General features: G+C 49.2%; 23 protein-coding genes. 8 read left to right on the forward strand and 15 right to left on the reverse strand.

Annotated elements, in window-relative coordinates; all coding sequences use genetic code 11:
- Positions 1 to 4: 4 nt before the first annotated feature.
- The 7 genes from D0C36_RS15625 (at position 5) to D0C36_RS15655 (ending at position 5,988) form a co-directional block, all read left to right on the forward strand.
- On the forward strand, positions 5 to 808 hold the full coding sequence (locus D0C36_RS15625) for a polysaccharide biosynthesis/export family protein (protein WP_117392534.1): 804 nt from the start codon (positions 5 to 7) through the stop codon (positions 806 to 808).
- Between the two features lie 44 nt (positions 809 to 852).
- Positions 853 to 1,698 carry a sugar transferase gene (locus D0C36_RS15630; RefSeq protein ID WP_117392535.1) on the forward strand — a complete coding sequence of 282 codons (846 nt, stop codon included), beginning with the start codon at positions 853 to 855 and terminating at the stop codon, positions 1,696 to 1,698.
- A gap of 73 nt (positions 1,699 to 1,771) precedes the next feature.
- Complete coding sequence (locus D0C36_RS15635) at positions 1,772 to 3,082, forward strand: OmpA family protein (RefSeq protein WP_117392784.1); 1,311 nt, start codon at positions 1,772 to 1,774, stop codon at positions 3,080 to 3,082.
- A 176-nt stretch (positions 3,083 to 3,258) separates the two neighbouring features.
- Positions 3,259 to 3,519 carry a hypothetical protein gene (locus D0C36_RS15640; protein WP_147322012.1) on the forward strand — a complete coding sequence of 87 codons (261 nt, stop codon included), beginning with the start codon at positions 3,259 to 3,261 and terminating at the stop codon, positions 3,517 to 3,519.
- Positions 3,509 to 3,985, forward strand: a complete 477-nt coding sequence (locus D0C36_RS15645; RefSeq protein ID WP_117392537.1) for a hypothetical protein — start codon at positions 3,509 to 3,511, stop codon at positions 3,983 to 3,985. Before D0C36_RS15640 ends, D0C36_RS15645 begins: the two co-directional genes overlap by 11 nt.
- Before the next feature lie 246 nt (positions 3,986 to 4,231).
- Entirely contained in the window at positions 4,232 to 5,293 is a 1,062-nt protein-coding gene (locus tag D0C36_RS15650) for a sensor histidine kinase (protein ID WP_158557124.1), read from the forward strand.
- Positions 5,272 to 5,988, forward strand: a complete 717-nt coding sequence (locus tag D0C36_RS15655) for a LytR/AlgR family response regulator transcription factor (RefSeq protein WP_117392539.1) — start codon at positions 5,272 to 5,274, stop codon at positions 5,986 to 5,988. The genes D0C36_RS15650 and D0C36_RS15655 overlap by 22 nt, the downstream gene beginning before the upstream one ends.
- 52 nt (positions 5,989 to 6,040) lie before the next feature.
- Here the strand turns inward: D0C36_RS15655 and D0C36_RS15660 are convergent, their stop codons facing one another.
- Complete coding sequence (locus D0C36_RS15660; RefSeq protein WP_317126777.1) at positions 6,041 to 6,265, reverse strand: GIY-YIG nuclease family protein; 225 nt, start codon at positions 6,263 to 6,265, stop codon at positions 6,041 to 6,043.
- 424 nt (positions 6,266 to 6,689) lie between these two features.
- Between D0C36_RS15660 and D0C36_RS15665 the strand changes: the two genes are divergently transcribed.
- Positions 6,690 to 7,955, forward strand: coding sequence for a site-specific integrase (locus D0C36_RS15665; RefSeq protein WP_117392540.1), 1,266 nt, complete (start codon positions 6,690 to 6,692; stop codon positions 7,953 to 7,955).
- 15 nt (positions 7,956 to 7,970) lie between these two features.
- On the opposite strand, the gene D0C36_RS15670 is transcribed toward D0C36_RS15665, so the two are convergent.
- From D0C36_RS15670 to D0C36_RS15740, 14 genes are all read right to left on the reverse strand, one after another.
- Positions 7,971 to 8,279: a MerR family transcriptional regulator gene (locus tag D0C36_RS15670; protein WP_233524496.1), complete on the reverse strand. Its 309-nt coding sequence runs from the start codon at positions 8,277 to 8,279 to the stop codon at positions 7,971 to 7,973.
- A gap of 297 nt (positions 8,280 to 8,576) precedes the next feature.
- Entirely contained in the window at positions 8,577 to 9,377 is an 801-nt protein-coding gene (locus D0C36_RS15680) for a hypothetical protein (RefSeq protein WP_158557125.1), read from the reverse strand.
- 120 nt (positions 9,378 to 9,497) lie between these two features.
- On the reverse strand, positions 9,498 to 10,628 hold the full coding sequence (locus D0C36_RS15685; protein ID WP_117392543.1) for a conjugative transposon protein TraM: 1,131 nt from the start codon (positions 10,626 to 10,628) through the stop codon (positions 9,498 to 9,500).
- Positions 10,629 to 10,668: 40 nt separating this feature from the next.
- Positions 10,669 to 11,286 (reverse strand): conjugative transposon protein TraK, encoded by a 618-nt coding sequence (gene traK / locus D0C36_RS15690; RefSeq protein ID WP_117392544.1) that lies wholly within the window; start codon positions 11,284 to 11,286, stop codon positions 10,669 to 10,671.
- A gap of 2 nt (positions 11,287 to 11,288) precedes the next feature.
- Positions 11,289 to 12,416, reverse strand: a complete 1,128-nt coding sequence (traJ, locus tag D0C36_RS15695) for a conjugative transposon protein TraJ (protein WP_117392786.1) — start codon at positions 12,414 to 12,416, stop codon at positions 11,289 to 11,291.
- Between the two features lie 2 nt (positions 12,417 to 12,418).
- A complete protein-coding gene (locus D0C36_RS15700) occupies positions 12,419 to 13,066 on the reverse strand; it encodes a TerB family tellurite resistance protein (protein WP_117392545.1) in 648 nt (215 codons plus the stop codon).
- On the reverse strand, positions 13,063 to 13,728 hold the full coding sequence (locus D0C36_RS15705) for a hypothetical protein (protein ID WP_147322013.1): 666 nt from the start codon (positions 13,726 to 13,728) through the stop codon (positions 13,063 to 13,065). The genes D0C36_RS15700 and D0C36_RS15705 overlap by 4 nt, the downstream gene beginning before the upstream one ends.
- A 17-nt stretch (positions 13,729 to 13,745) precedes the next feature.
- Positions 13,746 to 14,423 (reverse strand): conjugal transfer protein TraI, encoded by a 678-nt coding sequence (locus tag D0C36_RS15710; protein ID WP_117392547.1) that lies wholly within the window; start codon positions 14,421 to 14,423, stop codon positions 13,746 to 13,748.
- An 8-nt stretch (positions 14,424 to 14,431) separates the two neighbouring features.
- Positions 14,432 to 14,818: a hypothetical protein gene (locus D0C36_RS15715; RefSeq protein ID WP_147322014.1), complete on the reverse strand. Its 387-nt coding sequence runs from the start codon at positions 14,816 to 14,818 to the stop codon at positions 14,432 to 14,434.
- A gap of 1 nt (position 14,819) precedes the next feature.
- Entirely contained in the window at positions 14,820 to 17,270 is a 2,451-nt protein-coding gene (locus D0C36_RS15720; RefSeq protein WP_117392549.1) for a TraG family conjugative transposon ATPase, read from the reverse strand.
- Between the two features lie 45 nt (positions 17,271 to 17,315).
- The gene (locus D0C36_RS15725; RefSeq protein WP_147322015.1) at positions 17,316 to 18,110 is read right to left on the reverse strand and encodes a hypothetical protein; all 795 of its coding nucleotides are present in this window, start codon (positions 18,108 to 18,110) and stop codon (positions 17,316 to 17,318) included.
- Entirely contained in the window at positions 18,097 to 18,441 is a 345-nt protein-coding gene (locus tag D0C36_RS15730; protein ID WP_117392551.1) for a DUF4133 domain-containing protein, read from the reverse strand. The genes D0C36_RS15725 and D0C36_RS15730 overlap by 14 nt, the downstream gene beginning before the upstream one ends.
- Before the next feature lie 65 nt (positions 18,442 to 18,506).
- Complete coding sequence (locus D0C36_RS15735) at positions 18,507 to 18,998, reverse strand: hypothetical protein (RefSeq protein WP_233524497.1); 492 nt, start codon at positions 18,996 to 18,998, stop codon at positions 18,507 to 18,509.
- A complete protein-coding gene (locus D0C36_RS15740; protein ID WP_117392552.1) occupies positions 18,995 to 24,583 on the reverse strand; it encodes a helicase-related protein in 5,589 nt (1,862 codons plus the stop codon). Before D0C36_RS15740 ends, D0C36_RS15735 begins: the two co-directional genes overlap by 4 nt.
- Positions 24,584 to 24,589: the final 6 nt, after the last annotated feature.

Here is a 24,589-nt window from a genome sequence, read left to right on the forward strand (position 1 = left end):
GAAAATGGCTACTAAAAAGTGGTTGAGCAATTATCGGATGGCCTTTACTGCAGGCGTATTACTGATGCTTACAGCATCGTGTTCATACAAGCAAAACCAGTTGCTTTTTGAAACGCATGGCGCTAATGACAGGAACATATCAATGGGCGTAGCACCCCCTGAGTATAAGATACAAACGCAGGACATATTGCAGATGCGCAACCTGCAGGATATAAACTATGTGGTTACGGTACCTGCCGGCGGCAGCGCTACCGGTGGCACAGGCTCGGCCCCTAATGCCCCCGTGCCGCAAACCTACCAGGTAGAGAATGATAGTACCGTGGCGCTGCCTGCATTAGGGAAAGTTAAAGTAGCCGGTTTAACCAAGTTAGAAGCCAGTAAAAAGATACAGATGCTGTATGGCCGCACGGTGCTTAAGAACCCCATCATTGATCTGCAGATCATGAACCTTAAGGTTTCCATATTTGGTGAAGTGAGGCAGCCGGGCAGCTACATGCTGGTGAGCGATAAAACCAATTTGATAGATATACTGGCGCAAGCCGGGGGCTTAACAGATAAAGGTGACGAGAAGAAGGTGAAGATAGTACGCGGCGGTATGAAAGACCCGCAGGTGATGTATTTTGACCTTGGCGATTTCAGGACGGTATCAAACCCGGCCATCATCTTGCAAAGCCAGGATATTATTTATGTGGCTCAAAACAGGCGCGCTATAAAGAACGAGAAGATGCAGGATTTCTCTACCATAGTGCAACCGGGGCTACTTTTTTTAAACACGGCGCTGCTGATATTCACTATAGCACGCAAATAGAAAAACGCTTATTGAAACAAGTTTAATAGTTAATAAACCAGTTTATGGAAAGAGTTACATCCCTTAGCCGAATCATTTCTATCCTGGTACACGACGGGTTTTCCAGCAGTTATATGCAATTATTTAAACCATCGTTACGGGTTGAGCACGATAAAGAACTGATGCGATATTTTGGTCAGTCGTATCCGCATATCACTTTCCCGGCGCATACGCACATGCTTATCAACAATGCCTTCACATTTAATGGTTTGCTGTTAGAGATTGATAACGAGAATGTTTTTTACACCAACAATTATTGGTTTAGGGCAAGCAAGCGGGCATTTGATATCGTATTCTCTCTGGCGGTCATCATCCTGGTGTTAAGCTGGCTACTCCCCATTATCGCTTTGCTGATAAGGCTTGAATCAAAAGGCCCGGTGATTTTTTCACAAAAACGATCGTCCCGCGATAACAGGGCATTTAATTGCTATAAGTTCAGGAGTATGTGCATCAATAAAGACTGCGACTCTGCACAAACTGCAATGGGCGACCCCCGCATAACCAGGGTAGGCGCATTTTTAAGGCGCACCAACCTGGATGAATTGCCTCAGTTTTTTAATGTGCTGATGGGCGATATGTCTGTAGTGGGCCCGCGGCCGCACATGCTTTCGCAAACCAGAGAATACTCTGAGCTGATAGATATTTTTATGATACGGCACCTAGTTAAACCGGGCATAACCGGTTGGGCACAGGCCAATGGTTTGCGCGGCCGTACGGCTACTGTAAATGAGATGCTTAACCGCGTTGAGGCGGATGTATGGTACCTCAAAAACTGGACCTTTCTGCTGGATATGTATATCATCTTCTTAACGGTGGTGTATACGCTTGCGGGCAACAAAAATGCTTATTGATCTAATTAACGGTTTGTGAATTCATGCATATACGATAGTTCTTTATATGATAACACCTAAAAAATTTACCATCATGAAAATAACATTTAAAAAATGTTGCCTTATCGCATCATTAATGGCAATCTCCGGTATGGGGATGGCCCAAACTGCCGGTGTTGACACCAGCACCCAAAACCTGCGCAGATTTTCTCTCGGTGCAAACGGGGGCTTCCTTACCCACTGGACCCCCTTTAACCGCACTACTAACGGAGATTATGGTAAGCCCAATTCAAAATTTGGCTTCTCGGCCTTTGCTAAATATCAGATCCTTTCGCCGTTTGGTTTACAGGCTAATTTCCTGTTTGGTAAGGTGAACGGTTCCAGGTTAAATAACATCCCCGAGGGCACACCCGGCCGGGATGATAGCGGTTACGAAACCAATATCAACTGGGCGGCAGACCTTAGTGCATATTTCACTATACCTAATATCGGCTTATCTATCAAGCGCGCTGCAGTAGTGCCTTATTTAACTGCGGGTGTGGGTTACATGTCATACAGTACAACGGTACGTAATATACCGCCGCCCGTTGCCGGCGCAATGACTGCCGAGAATGGCGATGGAAAAAGCTGGTATCTGCCAATCGGGATAGGCTTTAAGTTCGGTGTATCAGAAGCAGTTAACATCGACCTGGGATATACCGTTTACTCGTTGCGTACCAACAACTTTGACGGCTACAAAAGCGGTTTGCATGATCACATGTCATACGGCCACCTGGGTATAGAGTACAGGTTCGGTAAAAAACACTCGCGCTCGCTTGAGAATTTCAGCACCGTGGCCGTAGTGCATGAGGAAGTGAAAGAAACCAATGCACAACTTGCCGCACAGGCCGCCGCCGCCGAGCAAAAACGTCTGCAGGACGAAAGGGATATGGCTGATGATGATAACGATGGCGTAGCCAACAAATACGACAAATGCCCTGGCACACCTGCCGGTGTTAAGGTTGATGGCGGTGGCTGTCCGTTACCGGTAGTTAAAGAGAAAGAGGTTATAACCATTGATGATCGCCGCGTAATTGGTGATGCTATTAAAAACCTTGAGTTTGCTTACGGTAAAGCAGTTATTAAAGAAAGCTCATACCCAACGCTTGACCGTGTTGCCGAACTGCTGATCAAAAAAGATTTCAGCCTTAAACTGGCCGGCCATACCGATAACCGCGGAAAAATGATGGCTAACATGATACTGTCAAAAGCAAGGGCACAGGCGGTTAAAAACTACCTCGTATCAAAAGGTGCAAATGCATCACGTATTGAGGCTACCGGTTACGGTTATACCCAGCCAATAGCTACCAACAAAACAGCTAAAGGCCGCCAGATGAACCGCAGGGTTGAGTTCACGTTGTTTTAAGATTGAGAAATATAGTTAATGTAAAAGGCCGCTTCCTGAGAGGGAAGCGGCCTTTTTAACGAGCTTGTACGCGTTGAAACCACCGGATTTTTTTATATTAGGCTGGTGATTTACTATTGGTTATGATGCGTTGGAAATATTTAGGAATTGGGCTTGCTGTGATTTTTTTCTGCTGCATGGACCTCAAGCTGATGGTGGATAAACGCAAAGCCTATATATGGGATATTAACGGCCCGATAGAGGCTGTTTACTATTACAAGAAAAGCATCGCTCACTTTACTGTAAAAGGAAAGGAATATGAGTCCTTCCATCTGATATGGCGCTCTAATATGAAATTCGATGTTGGCGACACTATTATAAAAAAGCACAATAGCTATTTAATAAAATTGATTAAAAAGAATACTACAGATACCTTATCATTCGGTAATGAAGAATAAAATGTTTTGGATAACCTGCCTGGCGAGTTTGCTGAGTTGTTTTACTGGGCATGCTCAGACCTTGCTGGGTAAAAGCAAAGAACAAATATTATCGTTCAGTAGTCAGAGAAACGGCCAAATTAGAGGTATAGATACAATGGGAAAGGGTTCTTGTGAAATAGATATTGCTTTCCCAAAGGTTACTACCACATCAGGTGGTATGTATTTTTCTACATATTATTTGAAAGGTAACGTCTGTGTTAAATCTGAAGAGCTAATTGCCGGTCAAAAATATATTGATCTTCTGTGCAATAAATTCGATAAAGATTCCGGATATAAGCGGGTCGGGAACGAATTTGTTTGGATAAATAAAAAGAAGAAGCAAAAGATTTTGGTGCAGTACCACTACAGAAACGGCGCTTTAACAGATAGGGCTTCTCTAATATCTATGCGATTGAATGCGGGTGTCACAGACGATAGCTTGTAGGTTGACCTCGCTGGTGCCTCCTTCCCCTGCGCACACGTTCAGCGTGTGTCGTTTGCAAAAAGCTAAATAGCCAACCGTGGTTCAATAGCCAACTTTGCAATTGCGATAAGGTTTAGGTTCAAAAAAACCGGAAGGAGTAATTCTCCGGATTGCACTTTTAAAAATACCATGCTGCCGTGTGGTTCCGAAAAAAATAATGTAAATGGTGGTTTGCGGGGGGTAAACGGTTATATTAGCATTGTGAAGTTGAAGAAGTTGTACGTTTATCACATGTTGGCCTGGGCTGTTTTTATTACCTACGAGATTTCTACATCGTATGTTTTGGCCGGTCGCGTGGCACCAACTTCCGACTACGTTTTCCACTATCTGCTTAACATGCTGCTTTTTTATGTGCATGTTGCAAACATAACAAGCAGCCTCAGCAGAAAGCAAAAAGCCCTGCTTACCCTTTGCGAAATTGCCGGCTACATTATCCTCAATCATGCCGAAAACCTGTTTCTGTGGAATTTTATGCCGGTTGCAACCCGCGTTATACTACCCATGAAGATGATATTGGTGGGCAGCCTGTACCGCTGCCTGTATTTCATGGGGATATCGTCTATCTACGGTGTTGGCGTTAATCTTTTTCGCTCAAAAGAAAAGGTTTTGCAGCTGGAGCGCGAAAAGTGGCAACACGAGCGGCAGGATGTTCTGCTGCAGCAGGAGTTGCTGCAATCGCGCAATGCAGTGCTGCGCGCGCAGATCAACCCGCATTTGTTTTTTAATACCCTCAGCTTTATTTATAACGCCATTTACAAAGTATCGGGCAAAGCCGGCGATGCGGTGCTGCTGCTGGCAGATATTACACGCTACTCGCTACGCCCTTCAGATACGGATGGCCTTGCCTTACTGCGCGATGAGATAGCGGCCCTGCGCGATCTGCTGCAACTGAACCAGGTTCGTTTTAACGACCGCCTGCAGGTGAAGTTTGAGTGCGATGTGGATGCCGGCGAATTAAAAGTTGTTCCGCTGGTGATGCTTACCCTGGTAGAGAATGTACTAAAATACGGCGACCTGGAAGATGCGTCGCAACCCGCGGTGATACGCCTGCAATTGCAAGATGGTAACCTGTGCTTTTCTACACGTAACAAAAAACTCAGCAATGCTGCCAGCATGCCGGGGACGGGGATGGGCCTCGCCAATAGTCGTATGCGCCTACAGCATGCCTACGGCGACGGCTTTAGCCTGCGCATGAACGAGACCGAAGAGACTTATTATACTGATCTTGTTATCCAATCTGATGTGTTATGCTTAGTTGCTATATCATAGATGATGAGGAACATGCGGTAGAGTTGCTGAAAGACTATATCGCTAAAACGCCCGGCATGCAGCTCGGCGGCTGGTCGCACAACCCCGTGATAGGCCTGCAGGAAGTAACTGCGCAACCACCAGACATTCTTTTCCTGGATGTGGATATGCCGGGACTATCAGGCCTTGATGTTTTCAAGATTCTCGGGAACCAATACCGCGTTATCTTCACTACCGGCCACCCGCAATACGCCGTAGATGCCTACGACCTTGCCGCTGCAGATTTCCTGCTGAAACCCATCCGTTACGAACGTTTTGTAATGGCTGTTGAGCGGGTGAAGCATTCTCAGCCTGCCAAAGCCACTGCAACGCCTGCCGATAACCCACAATCCGTTTTTGTGCAAACAGGCAACAAAGGCAAGGTGGTGAAAGTAGCCCTTGCCGATATTGTTTATGCCGAGAGCCTTAACAACTTTATCAGGATCCATCTTACCAAAGAAACCATCACGGTTTACCTCTCGCTCCGCGACTTGACGGAACAACTGCCCGCGAGCAAATTTTTCAGAGTACACCGTTCATATACCATTAACCTCGAGCGTGTAACCGCCATAGAAGGCAACCGTATCTGGATGGATGGCGGTGCCGAAGTACCGGTAGGCGCACAATACCGTACCGCCTTTTTTGAGAGAATAGATAAACGGATGCTGAAGAAGTAGGGGCAGGAGATTGAACTGCTGTTTGAAAATTGATGGATATGAGCGTAGTGTTTTAATCATTCGAAATGCCAAAGCTCTTCCTTATCTCACTCCGAATAAAGTCCCTGCCGTTAGCTGATTTTAGTTGCTTTTCTCTTTTCATAGCTTCGGATTTGCTACCATACTCCTCGGTATATGCTATAACCCATGGGCGATATTTAATTGTATGTCCCTTTGTTGCCAGCTTATTATGGGAGAGAAAGCGATTGTGCATATCGGATGTAAAGCCAATATAGATCTAATCAAACTTCTCAGAGTACAATACATAAACGGTAAACATGAAGTAAGATAATAAAAAAGATCGTTGTGAAGTAGGATCGAACTGCCGTCCGCCAGATATAAATCCTACGCTCTAACCATCCGAGTTACCCAGTCGCATTTAAAATTTCAGGATGTGTCAAACAAAAAAAGCATCAGTAATCAACTGATGCTTTTAAACAAAGTAGCGGGGAGCAGGATCGAACTGCCGACCTTAGGGTTATGAATCGCTCAAGAAATGGTTTTTGGAAATGCAAAAACCGCTTATATGGCTCTTAAACGCGGTTTTTGAAATCATGTTAAACCACATAATCCCATATCAATACAGGGTCTGTATGAACATTGTATGACCAAAACCAATAGCTTTACCAACGGTAAAGTAGGGTTTGATTAAGTGTTCAATTATGGCAACCGTAAGGGTTTACATCAGGAAAAGACCAACAAAAAATGGCAAATTCCCCATTTCAATCTGTATTACTGTAAACAGAAAACAGGTGTATATTATGACCGGGCAAAAACTCGATAGTTTGGATCAATGGAATGAAAAAGCGCAACGGGTAAATAAGTCCCATCCTAATTCAACCAGGTTAAATAATTTCATATTAAATGAGATAGCCAAAGCCAATGATAAAGCTTTGGAAATGGAAACAAAAGGCCATGTTACTGCCAAGGATGTTAAAGTTAGTTTAAAGCGGGTTGAGGAAGAAAAATTATACTTTCAGGATGTGGCCAAGATTTACCTGGAAGATCAAAAAGCGTTAGGCAACTACGATACGCTCAAAGCGGATACTACACGGCTTAAGCGATTCTATGAGTTTGTTAACAATCAAAAAATAAGCTTTGAAGAAATTACTGTTGACCTGCTACAACGGTACACTATCTATTTAAAGGTCGCTAAAAAGTTTTCCTATGATAAAGAAAAACCACCAAAACCTTTAAGTGATCGTACAATCACTAATCATATCATTGTGATTAGGACAATCTATAATAGAGCTATCAGCTCAAAGGTAGTCAGTAAGGATTATTATCCATTTGGAGGGAAAGGAAATATATCCATTAAATTAACCGGTGCTGCAAAGATCGGATTGGAGGAATATGAAATTAAGCAACTGGAAGAACTTGACCTCACAACGCATCCAGTCATTTATAACGATTCCCGCAATATCTGGTTAACAGAGTTCTATTTCGCCGGAATGCGGGTTACCGATTGCTTACTCTTAAAATGGACAGATATTCAGAATGGCAGGTTACATTATAAAATGTCCAAGAATGGCGAGTGGGGCTCTGTAAAAGTGCCCGAAAAAGCACTGCGTATCATCCGGCAGTATCCTTTAAATGTCAAAGAAAACCCCCACAAACTGATTTTTCCATATCTGCAAGATCTGCCATCACTCGATGACCGTTTTGAAGTTCGCCGCAGAATTTCATTCGTCAGCAAACGCCTTAATAAAACGATGGATCTTTTAATGGGCATGATCGGGAGCGCAAAAAAAGCGTCACAACATAAAGCCAGGCATAGCTTTGCGCAAAGAGCCGAAGAGAAGGAAATTCATCCAAAGGTATTGCAGAAGATGTATCGTCACGAAAGTATATTAACAACAATGAATTACCAGTCAAATTTTTCTTACAAAAAGGCGGATAGTGCAATTGACGCCATACTGGATTTTTAACAAGCAAAGGAAGGGTTAAACCTTCCTTTGCTCTGCTTTCGGCAATTCAAATGATTCATAAACAAAATCATTCAGGTATTCGTTGATCGAATTGATATCATATAATATCAGTTTCTTTTTCGGTTGGGTAAACCGTATCTGGCCCTCATCCCTTAGCTTTTGCAGCGTCGTTTTACTTTTGATCTTCAGTTTTGCCATCGCCTCAGAGGCTGAAATCCAGGTGTCCGGGACCTCAGCGACCGGCTTTTTAAAATGAGCGATGACCTCTTCCAGTAACTTGTAAAACGCATCGCTTTGCATACAGATAACCTCTATGTTATTCATCACTTTTCTCTCCGCATTTTAAGATTATCCGGCTGCGCTCATTGCGCTTGTAGGATGGTTGATAAATGATGTATCCGAAATCATGCAGATCCCGGATACATCGGTGATATGTTGTATTGGCCAATATTTTGGCCATCGGCATGATCTCATGCGCATAGGCACAAAGTGGTACCGGAAAACCTCTCGTTTGCCAATACTCCAAAATAGTCGCGAACAAGCCAATATGGGTGATAGAAATTCTTGGGTCGTTTTTCACCGCCCCGAAAAAAACCGATAGAGGCTTGCAGAACTCCATGACTAAACGTGCACCCCCTGCCTGCGGCGTTGTCCCTGCTCCTGTTTTTGTTCAGCCTCATTTTGTCTAGCTCCCGATGCCTGATTTTGAACCGGGGTATTGGCCTGAGCCTGTTCCGCTGCTTTGGCAATAGCTGCTTTTTGTACTTCCTGTGGTGTCATTTCCTTTTCCTGGCTTTGGCTGACGGCCTGTTTATCTACTTTTCGTACAACAAGGCTCTGACCTTTATCATCATAAAAGTCCAGACGCATCATACGAGGGTTAGCTACTACCTGCGCCTGTGTTTCCTGCCCGTCACGTACCAGGGTAACAGATACCCGATTGCCTTTTTCCAGCGGCCGCATAATACGGGCACGATCATATTTTTCCAGTATATTTTTGATCGGATATTTTTGCAATTCCTTTTCGTGGTCCCAAAAGATGATCTTCGGATTGAAATTGCCATACTTGTCTGCTTCCTTAAAATTCAGGCCACGCCACGCGTAATAGGTTTCGCCGGTCGGTTTCATTTTTGTTACCCCGTTTTCTTCGGTCGGCTCCATTTTCGGCTGCTCCCGGTAAACCGATCTGCCATCCATTATGTTATATCGCTCTTTAAGCGTGTAATTATGTTTAGCTCCAATAAAAAATGTCTGGGTCAAATCCTCCAGGCCTTCTTTTTTCAGCGTGGACTCAAAACGATTGAAAAAGGTGATGTCTTTATCTTGTTGATCTCCTTTGGAGAAATGCAGTACCGATTCCATCTTATCTTTGCCAAATTCCTGATGATGTTTTAGCGTAAACTCTGTCAGATTCTGATCCATTTTAGTATGCAATTCTTTGGCGATCTCTTCGCCGAAACCCAGGTTCTTAAGCGTGTCGGCATTGTACTGATAACTTGACTGATTCATAATTTTAAATGTTAAATTGAACGATTCGGTTAATTATTGTTGATTGGATTTTATAAGCAGGTTATCCCTCAGCAAGAGCTCATGCCCGTTCTTCAGCTTTCCTTTAACCCGTTTAACCTTTTTGGAAAAAAGCCCCTTGGCCGTATTGATTCCCGCAGTTGCCAGTTGTGCCGACATGGATGGATCCATGGTCATCATATCCATGGTTTGCACACCGTTAACCATACCGTCTTTCAGCTCATCACCGGTTACCGCTTCAGGCACACAGATCCCTTCCATACCGTCGGTGCGGTCATAAACGGTCAGGTCGACCGGGATGATGTTCAACCCGAGATGGATCAGTTTGATATTGATCTTTACCCGCTGGTTGTACAGGTCACCGCTGCCATAGATCAGTTGCCCTTTCTGGAACAACTGTCCGTTCAGGCGAATACTGTCCAGCAAACGCATCCGTATAACCGTACCCTGCACAATCTTTTGATTGCCATCAATTACCGCTGGTATGGCCTGAAATTTTGTTGCCGCCTTTGGTGAAGCCGTGTGGTTACTCTTTTCCAGCATTCGTTCAGGATGCTGGATGTCCAGCAGCTTTTCCAGTAAACCATTCATCTGTTTCAGTTCGGGATCTTCCGCAGGTGGAGGGATGGTAAGCGGTGGTTCGCTGTAAACTTTTCTTTGCGCATACGCTGAACGGTTAAGCGCGCTGTTATCCCCAGCGGATACTTCGGGTTTATTAATAACTGCCTGTAACTCCGTCAGCTTTTTTTGAAGCATAACTTCTTTGGCCGTCGCACCGCTGCCTTCATGCTTTCCGTCATCCCCAAAAATGCCGGGCTGGTGAGGGGAAAAAACAGTGTCCGCAGTAACGGACGCAGAATCCGACAGGCGTTTGGCGTAAGGATCAAGCTGTTCTGCCTGTTTGCGTTTGGCAGAGTCTGCGGCTGCGCGGTCGTAAAACCCCATTTTATCCAGGCCATGCTCATCTTTCAGTCTGGCATCAGGCAAATGGGTGTTAAAGCCCTGCGACCTTGTCTGGCTCGGATCCGCGTAGGCCTGCCCGCCACCGAAGGCTTTAAACAATAATGTACTGAAGGCAAATACAATTAAGGGTAAGACCAGCAAGGCCTTGCGTTTGCGTTTTTGTTGAAGGGTGAGTGTTTCCATAATCTTTTTATTGATGATTGATAATGACTGCGTTTCGAGGTTAGCGGTTGATGACTTTGAGGTCCGTATTTTCTATTGTCGCCCAGCGTTGGATGAGAAAACCATGCGGGTTATTATCGCTCCGGCCGATATTCCGTAATTCGCCGGTGGTCACCAGGCTACGGGTGACGGTACTGCTCGTGCGGATGATACTTTGCGTCGCGAAACATTTGAAGCTGTAGGGGTAATTGCGCAGGTCAACGTTAACACTGTCCACATGCAATTGCTGGCTGATATTGCCGGAGATGATATTGGCATAATAGCCGCTTTCACTGAGGTTATCGTATTCCCGTTTGGCCGTTTCATCTGCCAGGTACAGCGCTTTACCCAGGTTGGCTTTGTTCGCTTTGTCATCCGGGGACAGCGTAAAGAAGAGCTCATGGAAGGTTTTGATATGGTCGCGGGCTTCAACGGCGACGTTATCTTTTCGGTCGGCGGCTAACGCATCCAGTACTTTACCGTTGAACAGAATATACACCCTGCTTTGGATGGTGGCGATCAGCCGGTGACTTTGGTACACCGTAAAGCCAATAGCCAGAAAGGCACAGGCGATAATGGCGATGGTGAAAGCACGGACATGCTGGAAAGCCGTTTCGATATTTCTGAATTTTTTAAACATAATTATTGAGATTTACCGGACGAACCTTTCAGCTTTTCCGTATTGTAGGTATTGGACTGGGTTTGTTTGCTGCTGCTGTTTTGGGTGTTGACCTGCGAATTGGAAGTAAACATATTTTGCATCACCGATCCGCTGAGATAGGAAACCGCCATCGAGGCCAGCGCGGAGGTTTTATTGAAAAGCGCATGACCACCCACATTCATAATATAGTTGGCGATACTAGGCACGGTGAAGTAGCCGAGAATGCCGATGACGAGAAATATCAGATAAGCTGTATTGGTATTGCCGAAGTCGTTCCCCTGCAATTGCCCGCTTTGCGCCAGCGCAATCATGTTCACCTGGATCTTGGCGATAATGGCACCGAAGATATTGGCAACCGGCAGCCACATAAATACATTGACATAGCGTGCCAGCCATTGCTTCAGGGTATGCTGGAAACCGTCGAAAATGCTCAGCCCGAAACAAAGAGGCCCGAGGATAGCCAACACGATCAGCTTAAAGATGCGGATCGTATCCAGGCACAGCGCTGCTGCCTGAAACAGGACATTGAGCACTTCCGCGATCCATTTCCGGGCCATGTTCTTGATACTCCAGCCGGAAAAGGCATCGGAAATCGGATTGGCGGTTGATCCGTCGGGATTGGCATTATCAGGATGGCTGTACTGGTACCATTTATCCGGTTCGGCATTTTGCTGTCCGGCAGGAAGGTCGGCATCTTCATCCGGCCGGGAGGTCAGGTAGGCAATGGCGGCATTGGAACGGGAAACCATATTCTCGGTTGCCGTCACCACTGGTTGCAGCACGCCATTCATCAGCGCAAGGACGGCGGGGAATGCCGCGATACAAATGCCCATGCCGAAGGGGCGCAGTAAAGGATAAACATCTACCGGTTCTGCGGCCGCAATGTGTTTCCAGATACGGGCCGCGATATACCATAAGGCTGCAAAGCCTGCAATGGCTCGGGCGACACCGATCATCCCCTGGCAAAGGGGCAGCATCTGCTGATAGAGTTGTGCAAGGACGCCCTGCAAACTATGCAGGTCATCTGCAACACCTTCGGCGTGCGCGAACTGCGGCAACAGGCTGGCGCAAAGCGTCAGGAGGGTAAATAGGAATGATCTTTTTTTCATGTTCATGGATTGATGCCGTAAAGGCTGTTAACGGTTTGTTTATCCCTAGCCGCTTTTTCCCGCAGGAGGATCATTTGCCCGGCCTGATCGTTGAACTTGCGCAGGTAACTCAGCTGGTTTCGGCTGTCCAGGTAGATCCGGTCGATAGCGGCCAGCCTCTCGGCGTCGCTCATCCGCAGCTGACTATCGCCCATGACCATGCTCAGTTTGTCCAGGTTTTTCAGGCTGGCCTCGGCAAGCTGGTCGTAGATCGCTGTGAGGTATTGCAGTTCTTCAGACGAAAACCTGCCGGAACTGCTAAAGCGCTTTGCGGCAATTTTATATTCACTGAACAGGGTAGCCTGGTCGCTGATGATATCCGCCACCCTTGGATATTTGCGAATGGCCGGACTGACCAGTAACAGACCGTCAAGGAAGGCCTGGTGCAGGGAAAAATTACCCTGAGATACATTTTTTACGGCCCCGTAGCCTTGACGCAGTACATCATAACCTGAGTACATCTGCGAGAGTATGCTTTTCAGGCCCGCCAGTTTCTGGTAATCCAGAATCAGTTGCTCGATGCAGTCCGTTACGGATTGCGCCCGCGTCGTCAGCGGTAACATGCCGGCAAAAAGCAGTATCAGTACCCATATTTTTAATCGCTTTTTCATGGTTTGGAAATGCCGTAAAGTTTTTGGATCTGTTCATTTTCCGCTTTCGCGCGTTGCCGGTTTTGGGATAGTGCCCGTGTTTTGGCCGTAAAGGAAGCTGCGAAAGCGGCTTTATCCTTCATGGCTGCATAGCGTTTATCCATTCGGTCCAGTCGCTGCTGGTCGGTCAGCTGCAATTTTCCGGGGGTCAGCAGGTTCTTCAATTCCGTCATGTCCTGCTCCGCGAGTTTGCTCAGGTTGGCCGCTACTTTTTCCAGGTAGGCCAGTTCATTGCTTTTCAGCGACCCCTGTTTTTTCTGCCAGCTGATCTCCACGTTCAGGCGCTGCGTCAGTTCCTGATAGAGTTTGGTGATCGCTTCGCCTTTGGGGTTTTGCTGCACTGTCGGACTGACCTGCTCCAGCGAACTGAAGTAATCGCGATGGAGGCCGAAGGTGCCGCCTTTGAGTTCATGCGCGAGGTCAAGGCCATGATGCATGATGTTGTAGCCGCCCTTCAGCGCGTCGAGGTAGGTATAAATGCCGCCTACCTGTGCCGCCATCAGTTTTTTCTTTTTGCCCTGCTGACCGAAAAGGTCGCCAAAGGAAAAGGATTGCGCCTGGCTTTTACCTGCGATCAGGCAGGCCGGTAACAAAATGGCTAAGATCAATGATTTCATTTTCATATCGTTTTTTTTGATGATCAATCGTGGAGACCATAAAGGCGCTGGACTGCCGAACGGTCGCTGTCGTCCCTGGCACGGGAAAGGCTGAGCAAAACGTTCTGACGGTTAAACTGGCGCAGGTGGTCCAGGTTCAGCTGGATGGCTTTGGCAGCCTGATCGATCCGCAGCCAGCGGTCCGCGTCATCCATTTGCGTACTGCGCGAGGTCACAGCTGTAGTCACGGCCTCCAGGTTCCGCAGGCTTTCCTGCAAAATGCCTTCGTAGATCGTCCCCATGTAGCGCAGTTCGGCGGCAGAAAAATGCGCATCCCGGTTAAATAAAGCGCTGGCCTGCCGGTATTCCGCCAGCAATTGCTTTTGCCGGTTCACCACATCTTTGACCATCTGGTAATCGGCCAGCAGTTTTTTGACCTTTGCCAGTTCCTGGTAATAGTTCGCGTACAGGTTTCGCTCCTTATCCAGCCAGCCGGAGATGTCGTTCAGGCTGTTCAGGTGAAGTGTTTTTTCGATCTGCTGCTGCGCATTTTGCAGGGCGATGGTTTTGTTCTGCAGGCGCTGCACGCCCAGGTCGATGGCCACGATCACCTTTTTGATCAGACCGGTAAAGGCGCTGACCGCCGGTATTTGGGCTTTGGCGTTTACAGGCCGAAAGAAAATGGCCATGTACATCAGAGCGGATAAGATGATTTTTTTCATATCACCTCCTATATTTGATGGTAGGTTTCCAGTGTGACAGGTCCATCGTCCGGAAAATGTTCGACGAGCACCAGTTTGCGGATAGGGTCAAAAATGATATACAGGGTCCGCCCGATGGCGATTAGGTGCCCGGTGGAATGCCAGCCATAGGTAGCCAGCCATTTTTCGCTCACGCGGAACTGCCCGTTCTCATAGCTTCCGCGCGTGATCTCATACAACTGCCCGCAGGGGCGGATACGGAGGATGGCTGTCGCCGGGTTATCCGGGAGCATGTTACCGCTGCAACGGGTATAGGCGCTGTCCATCATGGACAGGCTCCCGGCGTGCTGGCAACCATAGGCCAGCATTGTTTTAAAAGCCGTCAGCAGACGGCCGATCATTGATCGCTTTTCCATATTATTGTTCTTTTGATGGTTTTTCATTCACCAGCGCGGCGATACCGGCTTCGATGCTGCCGTGCTCTCGGGCGTATTCCTGTACTTTTACACGCTCTTTCCCTTCGGTGGTAAAGGCATAATATTCCTCTGGGCAGAGTTCATTCTTATAGACTTTCATGATCTGCCCGCCTATGTCGATGAAGATCTCCCGGTGATCTTTGTTGACCGAAAGCAGGATCGTTTTGCCTTTATCAGATAAGCCGAGGGTATCCTGCAGCTTGTCGAACTTGCCCTGGAATTTGCGCATATCCATCAGGATTTTGATGTCGGCGTTATTGATGATGGCGTCTTTAATAATGGGCGATGACACCAGGTCTTCCAGCTCCTGCGTAATGACGATGGGAATGCCGTTGAACTTACGGATGGTCTTGAAGGCATAGCGCAGGAACTCGGCCATGCCGGATTTGGCGATGGCCTTCCAGGCTTCGTCAATCGTCAATACCTTGCGGACACCGGCCAGTTTGCGCATCTTGGAAATGAACAGTTCCATAATGATCAGCGTCACCACCGGAAAAAGGATCGGGTGATCCTTGATCTGGTCCAGCTCAAATACAATGAAAGGCTGTTGCAGGAGATCGAGGTTCTCCCGCGCATTCAACAGGTAATCAAATTCACCGCCCTTGTAATAGGGACGCAATACGTAGAGGAAATTATCCATATCAAACGCACTATCCTTCACGCGATGGCTTTGTAACACTGCGCGGTAATCGCGCTCAAGGTACTCGTAGAAAGAATCGAAGCCGGGAAAAACCGGGGCATTTTGTGACAAGTGTTCGTAGTAACCTTGTAAGGCGTTGGAAAGCGCCACATACTCTGCGCGGTTAAAGGTTTCGTTCTCGCCTTTCCAGAGGGAAACCAGCAGCGCCTTCAAACTTTCCTTTTTTTCGGTGTCCAGCACTTCGCCCCTGCCCAGATAAAAAGGATTGAAACGGATCGGGTCGTTTTCCGTGTAGGTAAAATAATAGCCTTTAACCGTATCGCATAGTCCTAAATAACTGCCGCCGATATCGACAGTCACGCAATGCGCACCCTGGTCATAGAGCGAGCGCAGGATATGGTTCACCGTCATCGATTTACCGCCTCCCGATGTCCCGCAGACCAGCGTGCCCATATTGGAAGTGATGCCTTCATGTCGGGGCGCATCAAACAGGTCGGCATAGACGGGACGGCCGGATAGGCGGTCGCAGAAGCGGATACCCTCACCGGGTTTGGCGCTTTTGTAATTGCTTTCCAGGTTCAGAAAGCAGGCGGCTTGTTCAGCGAAAGTGTCAAAGGTATCGTTGACGGGGAAGTCAGCGGCATTGCCGGGAATACCCGACCACCAGATCTGCGCAGCACCATCGGTCTCCGGTTTGGCGGCGGCATCCATGGCGGCTAAGGCCGATAAGACCTGGTTGCCTTTAGCAAGTAATGTTTCCCGGTCATCCGACCAGACCATGACATTAAAATGCGCCTTGACCGGCAAACGCTGCTGGCTGATGGCCTCGTTCAGAAAATCATTGGTGGCATCCAGCGCGATGGCGTTTTCCCTTGAGTAGGCCGAAAGGGATTGCAGGCGCAGCCTTTTCTTTTCCAGTTGTTTGAGGGTCGCCTGCGCGTCCCCGATAAATATATACTGGTTGTACACGTGGCTGGTGTTCAGTAAAAGGCCAAGCCTGCCAGCAAAGCTGACGGGAAATTTGGTCTGATCGGTGGAATAGGCTTCATAGGTCAGGCGGGAACCGCAATGGGCAGGCAGGTTTTCGGTATCGCCGAGCGTATAGATGGCGAGTTCCCGGCTTCCGATGCGCAATGTTTCGCCCAAAGTGATATCCTGAAATAGGGATTGCCCTTCCTGTTCAGCGAGGAAGCAATAGCGTTCGATCAACCCGGTGGTTTTAAGCTGGCTTTGCAGGTCGGCTGCCGTTAACGGTGAAACCCGGATGAGGCGGGTATCTTCCAGGAGGCGTTTGAACTGGGCCGCGGTGTCGCGAAATTCACGGATGGCCTGCGCGCCCAGCATATCCTTGGGTACAAGGCAGGGCCTGACCAGGTTGGAAAACAGGGAACTAGACGGTTTTCTTCCCTTTGGTTTGCGCGTCAGGTACACAAGACAGTCATGCTCGAGGTATTCGCGCCCGTTAAAATAGTGGTCGCTGGCTTCGCCCAGAAATGAAGGACGGCTACCGGCTTTATCCGGTTGAATTCTTTTTTTCAGAAACCAGTCCTGCTTATGCAAAACGCTGTTTTTGGGCAGCACGCGGATGGCTTTGACCCAGGCCTGGTGCAGGTTTTCGTAATCCTCGTCCGACAGGGTAAATACTTCCGGCAGGCTGATGCGGAAAGCCAGCGTAAATTCTCCCTGCTTGGACAGGATGGCATCCTGCTCAATACCCAGGATAGGCAATATTTCTTTCAATTGTTTTTCCATTTCACTAATCTTCTTCACGTAGTACTTTCTTGAATGTGCGCGGACTTAAAATCCGGGTCGTTTGACGGGCTTCATTCTCCGGGTGATCTGCTCGTGTTCACGCTGTAATTGTTCGCGGTTTTGCTGTATCAGGCGCGGCACCTGGGTTTCGCTGAGCGGAATGACCTCGGCTTTCAGTTCCTTTTGGATGGGGTGGCGGCGCAGGAGATCACGTTCGGCCATCCCGTAGATTCTGGCTGCCCCGACCGGATCCATCCCCAATTCATTGGGTATTTTAATTTTGATCACGCCATCGGGAAATTCCGTCAGTTTGGGGTCCAGCTGCACGACCTGTTTCATGATGGGTTCGTAAAAGGCCTCGTAGTGCCAGCCGTCATCGGTCAGGTCCAGCGACTTCAGGCTGATGACCGGAAAGAAATATTCCGCATGGCGCAACTCCTGTAAGCGGAGGTCGATGATGAATTTCTCCCCGGCCATATCGATCTGCGGTAAAATCCCATTCCGCCTTGCAGCTATAGCGTCCTGGTCAACGATGATCTCGAAATCGGATTTGCCTGCCATTTCGGAGACAGACATGCCATATTTTTCCGACATGCCTTCAGGATCCAGCACGGATAATGGCGGGATGGTCAGCAGCTCTCCGTTTTCCGGGTTTGCGGCGGCGTTCTTGGTCGCGTCATCCCAGGCCAGCATATAATGGTCCCCCATATCCTGCATCTGGTTAATAAAGGATATTTCATTATCCGGCTTATCGGTCTGGCGCAGGGTTTGCCTGTCCAGGTCGACATAGAAACGGGTATTTTCCATTTGAAAAATGGCGGGTTCTCTAAGCTTTGCCATGTGTTTTCTCCTTATAATTTAATTGCTGAAAAAAGCGCCGGCCATAGGACTTGAGTACGCGTGGAACCCGCTTGCGGGCCATGGCCTTCATCAGGCCGTGTTCACCGTACTTCCGGCTGAGCGCAAAGATTTTGATGCTGCCGAACGCGGCGGCGGAACCGCAGACGGCCAGGCAGATGAGCGTTCCTGCACCCAGGATATAGAGGGTTGCGAAAACGATCATCAGGCCGAGCACCAGCCCGGCGAAATACCAGATATACTGCGCCCGCAGTCCCCGGAACTCGATGCTTTTGTTAATGCCTTTATTGATACTGTAGATGCTGCTGTTCATGTATTTTGATTTTCTGCTGCTTAGGGTTATTGTTCAGGAATGGTTGGTTGGTGAGGAAGAAATGGTCAGGGTCGTGCAAAGCGCTCCACGCTGGCCAGGGTATCATGGATAGCCCCGCCATGGCTGAAAACCGCCAGTTGCTCCAGCCTGAAACCTCTTGTCCTGCCCATGACCACCGAGTGGTAGCCGAAAGTGATCACCAGCCCGCCGGGCTTCAGGTGGCGAACGAGCTCATCCTTCAGTTGCCGGAAAGGACTGCAAACCATTCCCTGGTAGAGTTCCATGCTTTTACGGAAAGCGTAGGGCGGATCCAGCAGGATGGTATCAAATTGATCACCGGAGTAGCTGCGCAATAATTCCAGCGCATCCAGGTGATGTTCCGCGGGCATTTCCGGGTTAAGGTCATTGCGGAGCTCATCGACCGCGAGTTTGGTGGGACCGGCAAAGAGGTTGAGCACTTTGCTTTCGCACACGTTTTCCACCCATTCACGGATCGGCCTGACCGAAAACGTGTACCGGTGCAGCGGGCAGCGGATGTGTGTGAACAGGCAGATCATATCCGCACTCCTTTCGCCCGTCGGTAGCCGGTGTTTTCGGCCATGACCGTTTCCTTTTCCGTAGATTGGCGGTAAGCCTGTTCTCCTGCCAGCGAAACCACGATGGCTTCTTCCAGGCTTTTGTTGATCGGTCCCTGGAGAGCAGGTGCCGCAGGAATGGTGCTACCCAAACCTTCGGCCTGTTGCTGCGCTTCCTGTTTCTCCCGGATCTTGCGGGCGATTTCTTTTTCCAGGACATTCAGTTCGCTTTTCATGGCGATCAGCTCCTTATCTTTTTCAAAAGGTTTGTCCAGCAGCGCCTTTAATTGGGGTAACTGTGCCTGCTGTTCCGCCTGTTCTTTGGTGTATTTTTCCAGCAGGCCGTCCACCTTATCGATGGCATTGATAAAATACCGGGCCGCCAGTTTGGGGTTGTCAACGTTGGGTACACCGGAACTTGCAGTATAATGGATGATACTTCCCGGTCTTTCGGCAAACAAGGTATTGTACTCGCTGTGAAAGAGTTTACCTTCCAGTAGCTGTTGTTCACGGTCATGGCGGATATATAACCTGAAGCCGTATAGTTCGCCCAGTTCTTTAGTGGTCGCTTCGCCATCTGCCGGCTTCCAGGCCTGGTACTGGCGGATCAGGTAATTGCCGATGGTTTTGGCATCCGCGCTGGCCAGTTCTTTCAGTTGTATGGGATTGGCTTTGCTGCCATCTTTCTCCAGTTTGAGTACCTGATGATAGGCTTCGTGGTCGGCGGTAAGCGCTTTTAAGATTGCCGTCGTGCTAACCGTTTCCTTTTCCAGGTTTTCCAGCGTATACCGCGCACGGGCGATCTCCCGGAAGTGCGCGGTCCGGAGGCTTTCGGTCACGGCGATCTTTTTCTCCAGTTTGGTCTTATCCAGCAGGGAGGTATCACCGGAGAGGATGGCGATATACTCCGAAAAGTTCATGCCGCTTTTTTCATCGATGCTGCCTTCGTCGATGGTCCTGACATTCAGTTCGCAGTTCTTCATCTGGCTGATAAAGGTTTGTTTGTTCTTCAGCAGGTTGAATTTGTAGTTGTCCAGCGACTGCTCCACGGCGTAAATGAAGTTGACTACCTTATTATCATAATGCGATTTGGCCAGCTTATTCCCCTGGCGGGCACCGCGCCCGTTTCGCTGTTCCAGTTCGCTGGGTTTCCAGGGAATATCGAGGTGGTGCATGGCCACCATCCGTTCCTGCACGTTCAGGCCGGTACCGGCTTTCTCCGTGCTGCCGATGAGGATGCGGATCTCCCCGCGGTTCATCTTTTTAAACAGATCAGGCTTTTGCTTATCCGTCCACTGGTGGATAAAAGTGATGTGCTGGGGCGGGATCGCCATATCCCTGACCAGTTTGTTTTTCAGCGCGTCATACAAGTTGAAAGCATCCGGCTTCGGTGTGCCGATATCGCAGAACACGATCTGTGTCCCACGCTGCGCCGTACTGTCGCGGTAAAGTTCCGCTAATTTCCGGGCGCAAACATTGACCTTGTAATCAGGGTGGTCCTCATACAGTCTGGCGTTGATGAGGCGCATATCCGCCGCCATCTTTTTGGCGTAATTGGTAGCAATCAGCATCCGGCCCTTATCTTCTTCCTCGGATAAAGGTGCCCGGCCGATAAGGGTGGCATCACCGTTCTTGGCGAATTGCATCAAACGCCTGATGAAATCCTCCTGTTCCGGCGTGGGTTTGATGTTGACCAGTTGCTCATCCAGCGCAGGCTTATCCAGGGCGATGTGCTGCGCGGTCTTGTAATCCGTGATCTCGTTGTAGAACAGGGCCAGCTCAGGTACCTTGATAAAATGTCGGAAGCGCTCTTTGGCAATGATCTCATTGGTGACCGAGAACTCGAAGTCGGTGGTCTTTTTGGCAAATACCGCCGCCCAGCCGTCAAAGTTCTGGATGGACTGCCGCTCCATTTCCTTCGGGCGCAAATATTTGAAGATCAGGTACATCTCCGTAAGCGAATTGGAAATGGGCGTGCCGCTTAAAAAGGTAACGCACAGGTCACTGTCAAATCTTTCCTGCAGGGTGCGAACGGCAAAAAGCATATTGAGCGCCTTTTGGCTGCCTTCCATATTGCCCAGTCCGGCCACCCGGTCGTGGCGGGTGGTAAAGGTCAGGTTCTTGAACTTATGGGATTCATCGACGAAAAGATGGTCGACGTTCATTTCCTTAAAGTCGATGCCCTTATCCTTTTTACCGGCGATATCGGCTTCCAAACCTTTGAGTTTGGCCTCCAGGTTTTTCTTCCGGATCTCCAGCCCTTTGAGCATACGGCGCGATATCTTGCCGCCTTCCAGTTCCAGCGTGGCCAGGTCGGCCTCCACATTGTCCAGTTCGCTGCTAAAAATCTGTTGCTGGATCTCCGGTGATTGCGGGATCTTGCCGAACTGATCATGCGTCAGGATGATACAGTCCCAGTTATTGTTCTTGATCTCATGAAACAGGCGCAGGCGTTTGTCGGGCGTGAAATCGTTTTCGCCGGGTGCCAGTACCCTCGCGGCCGGATAGGCTTTCTTATAGGTGTCCGCGATCTGCTTGACATTTGCTTTCAGTGCCAGGATCATGGGTTTATGCACGATACCTAGGCGTTTCATTTCCTGCGCAGCGACGATCATGGTCAGGGTTTTGCCGAGGCCAACCTCATGATCGATCAGCGCGCCGCGGTTCTGCACGATGCGCCAGGCAGCGTTCTTCTGCGAACTATACAAATCCTCGATGCCTAAGGCTTTTTTGTTCAGGCCGGGAAAGGTTTGGTGGTCGCCTTTGTATTCCCGCAGCACGTAGCAGTTGAAGGTGTCATTGTATAGTTTCCGGATAGCCTGTTTTTCATCCGCAGGCAGTTCGCCCAGCCAGTTGACAAAGCCGGTGCGGATCTGCTCGATCTTTTCATTTGCCAGCTGAATGGCCTCGTTATCGGGATAGCGTTTGGTCTTGCCTTCGCCGAGGCTGACCTCGTAGCTGAAATACGGCGAGGTGTTTTCCAGGGCATGTTCCAGCAGGGTGTAGCCATAGGTCTTGCGGTTGCTTTCTTTCGGCGTGATGGCAAATTCCTGGCTGATCTTTACATTGGTACCCTGGGTGCTGACCTTGAAGCTGTCGGAGGCCTGCATGTAATGGATGTCTACCGGCAGTTCAAAGAAGCTGCTGGCAAAGCGCTCGTAATAGCGCATGGGAAACCAGCGTTCGCCCAGGTTAAAATCCAGCAGTTCAAAAGGGATCGGCTCGGGCTGTACGCGGGTGATCTCCTGCAGGCTATGCGCCAGATGGGCATCAGCGGGATTTTCCGCTATGGCGATTACAGCCAGTTCCATTTTCTGCACTACATTGCCGGAGAGATACTGGTCGACGGTTTCCCATTCCCGGCTGGCAGGGTTCAGGCAGATATGGCTGCGCAGGCTGATGATCACTTCTTCGGTTGTAAGCCCTGTAGCGTGCGCGATAAAGCCGGTATCCACCCGGCCTTTTTCGTTCAGGCAGCGCGCCAAAGCAGCTACGGGATCATCTGTCGTATAGGGTTCCTGCGCCTGGAAGACCGGGTGCTCCAGAATATCTGCCTTCAGATAGTGCACATCATCCTTTCGCTCTACCGAGGCCAGCGTTTTAAAACCAAAAAGTTCATCCGCTAAGATGAGCCGGCGGTTGACCGGCCGGTTCAGTTCGCCGTAACGCTGCGTAAAGTTTTCATAGGCTTTATTTAATGCATCTCTCAGTTGCGGATGTGCCATGGCGGTTGCCGTTTCAACGGCAGATAATTGCAGGTAATGATCACGAAGGGGAACGTAAAGGCTGTAAAAAGCGGCATCCGACTGGGATGGCAGCGGGTTAAACAAAGCCTGGGTGCGGCTTTCATTGATCCGGCTGATGGTTCCGACTTTACCCTCCAGCATGACCAGGCTGCCGGTTTCATGGAAATTTTCGAATGCGTAAAAATACTGTTCGGCATTTTTGCCGAACCGGAAATGTTCCTTCAGGCTCTGGTCGCCGTGGAAACTGAAATCATGGTTATATTGCTGCAGGGCCGGGGCCACTTTCTGCAATTCCTCTGCGAAGCGGCTGCCGTTCATCCAGTTCTCCGGCAGCATATGTTCCCGGAAGTTGGCGAAGAATTTATACAGGTATTGTTTACTGTCCCGTTGTTTGGCGGTGATCAGCACCAGCAATTCATGACCCGGACGGTCGGCCGTACTGATGGTTCCCAATGTTCGGGCGGTGGAAGCGATCACGGTACCCAGGTCGGGTTGCTTCAGGTAGTCTATGGCGCGATTGGCGTTTTCCGAGGGGGCGGTATCGAAAAGTCCGAGCTGCACGCTGGTAGTTTCAGCTTTCTTTTCCGGCATATCGCTATAGGTCAGTGTGGGCTTTTGTTCCGGTATGAATTCCGGTTGATCATTCAGACCATCCTGCGCCTGCCGGAAAGCCACCGCATTAAAATTCTCTTTCAGTCCGTTGAGGATGTTTTCACCCAGTTTTGCGGCGATCTGCTCCATCACGCCGGTTTGCCAGATCTCCTGCCGGGCCTTGCCGTACTGGTTTTGGCCGGGACGGACGGTATCAGCGGCAATGAGGCTCGCGTCGCCAACCAGGTACAGGTTGAGCGGGTAACTGCCGTATTCGTTGCTTTGGCTGCGGGTATCCAGGGCGAGCTGCTCGTATTCACTCATCCACTGCTTATGGATATTTTTCTGCACGATGATGAGGTGGCTGGGTGCTTCCGTGTTGGCATTGTCTTTCATCAGGTTATCCGGCATCGCTGTCACGCTGATCAGGTCGGCACGTTCGAACAGGTAGCTGCGCGCTTCCCGGTTCGATGGCGTATTGAGAAAGGTGTCGGTGGTCAGTAAAGCCATCAGGCCGCCATCGGCCAGTTTGTCGAGGCCCTTGGCGAAAAAATAATTGTGGATGCTGCCGGCGATGGCGGGATCACGGTGATCGGGATCGAATACTTTAAAGGCACCGAATGGGATATTGCTGGCGATCAGGTCATACTGCCCGTTTTCCTTGCCGGAGGTTTCCTCCAGGCCTTTGATCTGTACTTCGGTGCTGACGGCGAAGGTCGAGGCGAGGGCGGTCAAAACTTTGCCGGTCAGGATATCTTTTTCTACGGCATTGACCTGCTGCAGGCCGGGAAAGGCTTTGATCGCTTCTTCGGCGAATATACCGGCCCCGCAGCTGGGTTCATATAGTTTTTTCGGACTAATGCCTTGTTCCTTCAGCGTTGCGAATAAGGTCTGCGGTACAACTGCCGGGGTATAAAAGGCGGTCAGTACGCTGTCGCGCATGGATTGTACGGACTTGCGGTAATCCGGTTCTTCCAGTTGTTCCTTTAACAGCCCGTGCAGTTCCATCATGGATGGGTAAAGCTGCAGGTCGGCTTTGGAAGCATTACGTTTTTCCCATTCGCTTTTTTCACCGGCCGGGAACATAACGGCCTTTAACCCGCCGAAGCCGGCATATTTGCGCAGTGCCGTGATGGCCTCCGGTAGAATTTCATCACCGGGCCGGTAAGCCAGCGCGATGCGGATGGCTTCGATATTGTCGCGTAATTGCCTGAGCGGGTTAAAGGGCATAATTTT

It is taken from the genome of Mucilaginibacter conchicola (genome assembly GCF_003432115.1).
Taxonomy (GTDB): domain Bacteria; phylum Bacteroidota; class Bacteroidia; order Sphingobacteriales; family Sphingobacteriaceae; genus Mucilaginibacter; species Mucilaginibacter conchicola.

Bases quoted from the DNA above. Each gene is read 5' to 3' on its own strand.
- D0C36_RS15625 (WP_117392534.1), top strand. From the start codon at position 5: ATGGCTACTAAAAAGTGGTTGAGCAATTATCGGATGGCCTTTACTGCA.
- D0C36_RS15630 (WP_117392535.1), top strand. From the start codon at position 853: ATGGAAAGAGTTACATCCCTTAGCCGAATCATTTCTATCCTGGTACAC.
- D0C36_RS15635 (WP_117392784.1), top strand. From the start codon at position 1,772: ATGAAAATAACATTTAAAAAATGTTGCCTTATCGCATCATTAATGGCA.
- D0C36_RS15640 (WP_147322012.1), top strand. From the start codon at position 3,259: ATGGACCTCAAGCTGATGGTGGATAAACGCAAAGCCTATATATGGGAT.
- D0C36_RS15645 (WP_117392537.1), top strand. From the start codon at position 3,509: ATGAAGAATAAAATGTTTTGGATAACCTGCCTGGCGAGTTTGCTGAGT.
- D0C36_RS15655 (WP_117392539.1), top strand. From the start codon at position 5,272: ATGCTTAGTTGCTATATCATAGATGATGAGGAACATGCGGTAGAGTTG.
- D0C36_RS15665 (WP_117392540.1), top strand. From the start codon at position 6,690: ATGGCAACCGTAAGGGTTTACATCAGGAAAAGACCAACAAAAAATGGC.
- D0C36_RS15670 (WP_233524496.1), bottom strand. From the start codon at position 8,279: ATGAATAACATAGAGGTTATCTGTATGCAAAGCGATGCGTTTTACAAG.
- D0C36_RS15680 (WP_158557125.1), bottom strand. From the start codon at position 9,377: ATGGATCAGAATCTGACAGAGTTTACGCTAAAACATCATCAGGAATTT.
- D0C36_RS15685 (WP_117392543.1), bottom strand. From the start codon at position 10,628: ATGGAAACACTCACCCTTCAACAAAAACGCAAACGCAAGGCCTTGCTG.
- traK (WP_117392544.1), bottom strand. From the start codon at position 11,286: ATGTTTAAAAAATTCAGAAATATCGAAACGGCTTTCCAGCATGTCCGT.
- traJ (WP_117392786.1), bottom strand. From the start codon at position 12,416: ATGAAAAAAAGATCATTCCTATTTACCCTCCTGACGCTTTGCGCCAGC.
- D0C36_RS15700 (WP_117392545.1), bottom strand. From the start codon at position 13,066: ATGAAAAAGCGATTAAAAATATGGGTACTGATACTGCTTTTTGCCGGC.
- D0C36_RS15705 (WP_147322013.1), bottom strand. From the start codon at position 13,728: ATGAAAATGAAATCATTGATCTTAGCCATTTTGTTACCGGCCTGCCTG.
- D0C36_RS15710 (WP_117392547.1), bottom strand. From the start codon at position 14,423: ATGAAAAAAATCATCTTATCCGCTCTGATGTACATGGCCATTTTCTTT.
- D0C36_RS15715 (WP_147322014.1), bottom strand. From the start codon at position 14,818: ATGGAAAAGCGATCAATGATCGGCCGTCTGCTGACGGCTTTTAAAACA.
- D0C36_RS15720 (WP_117392549.1), bottom strand. From the start codon at position 17,270: ATGGAAAAACAATTGAAAGAAATATTGCCTATCCTGGGTATTGAGCAG.
- D0C36_RS15725 (WP_147322015.1), bottom strand. From the start codon at position 18,110: ATGGCAAAGCTTAGAGAACCCGCCATTTTTCAAATGGAAAATACCCGT.
- D0C36_RS15730 (WP_117392551.1), bottom strand. From the start codon at position 18,441: ATGAACAGCAGCATCTACAGTATCAATAAAGGCATTAACAAAAGCATC.
- D0C36_RS15735 (WP_233524497.1), bottom strand. From the start codon at position 18,998: ATGATCTGCCTGTTCACACACATCCGCTGCCCGCTGCACCGGTACACG.
- D0C36_RS15740 (WP_117392552.1), bottom strand. From the start codon at position 24,583: ATGCCCTTTAACCCGCTCAGGCAATTACGCGACAATATCGAAGCCATC.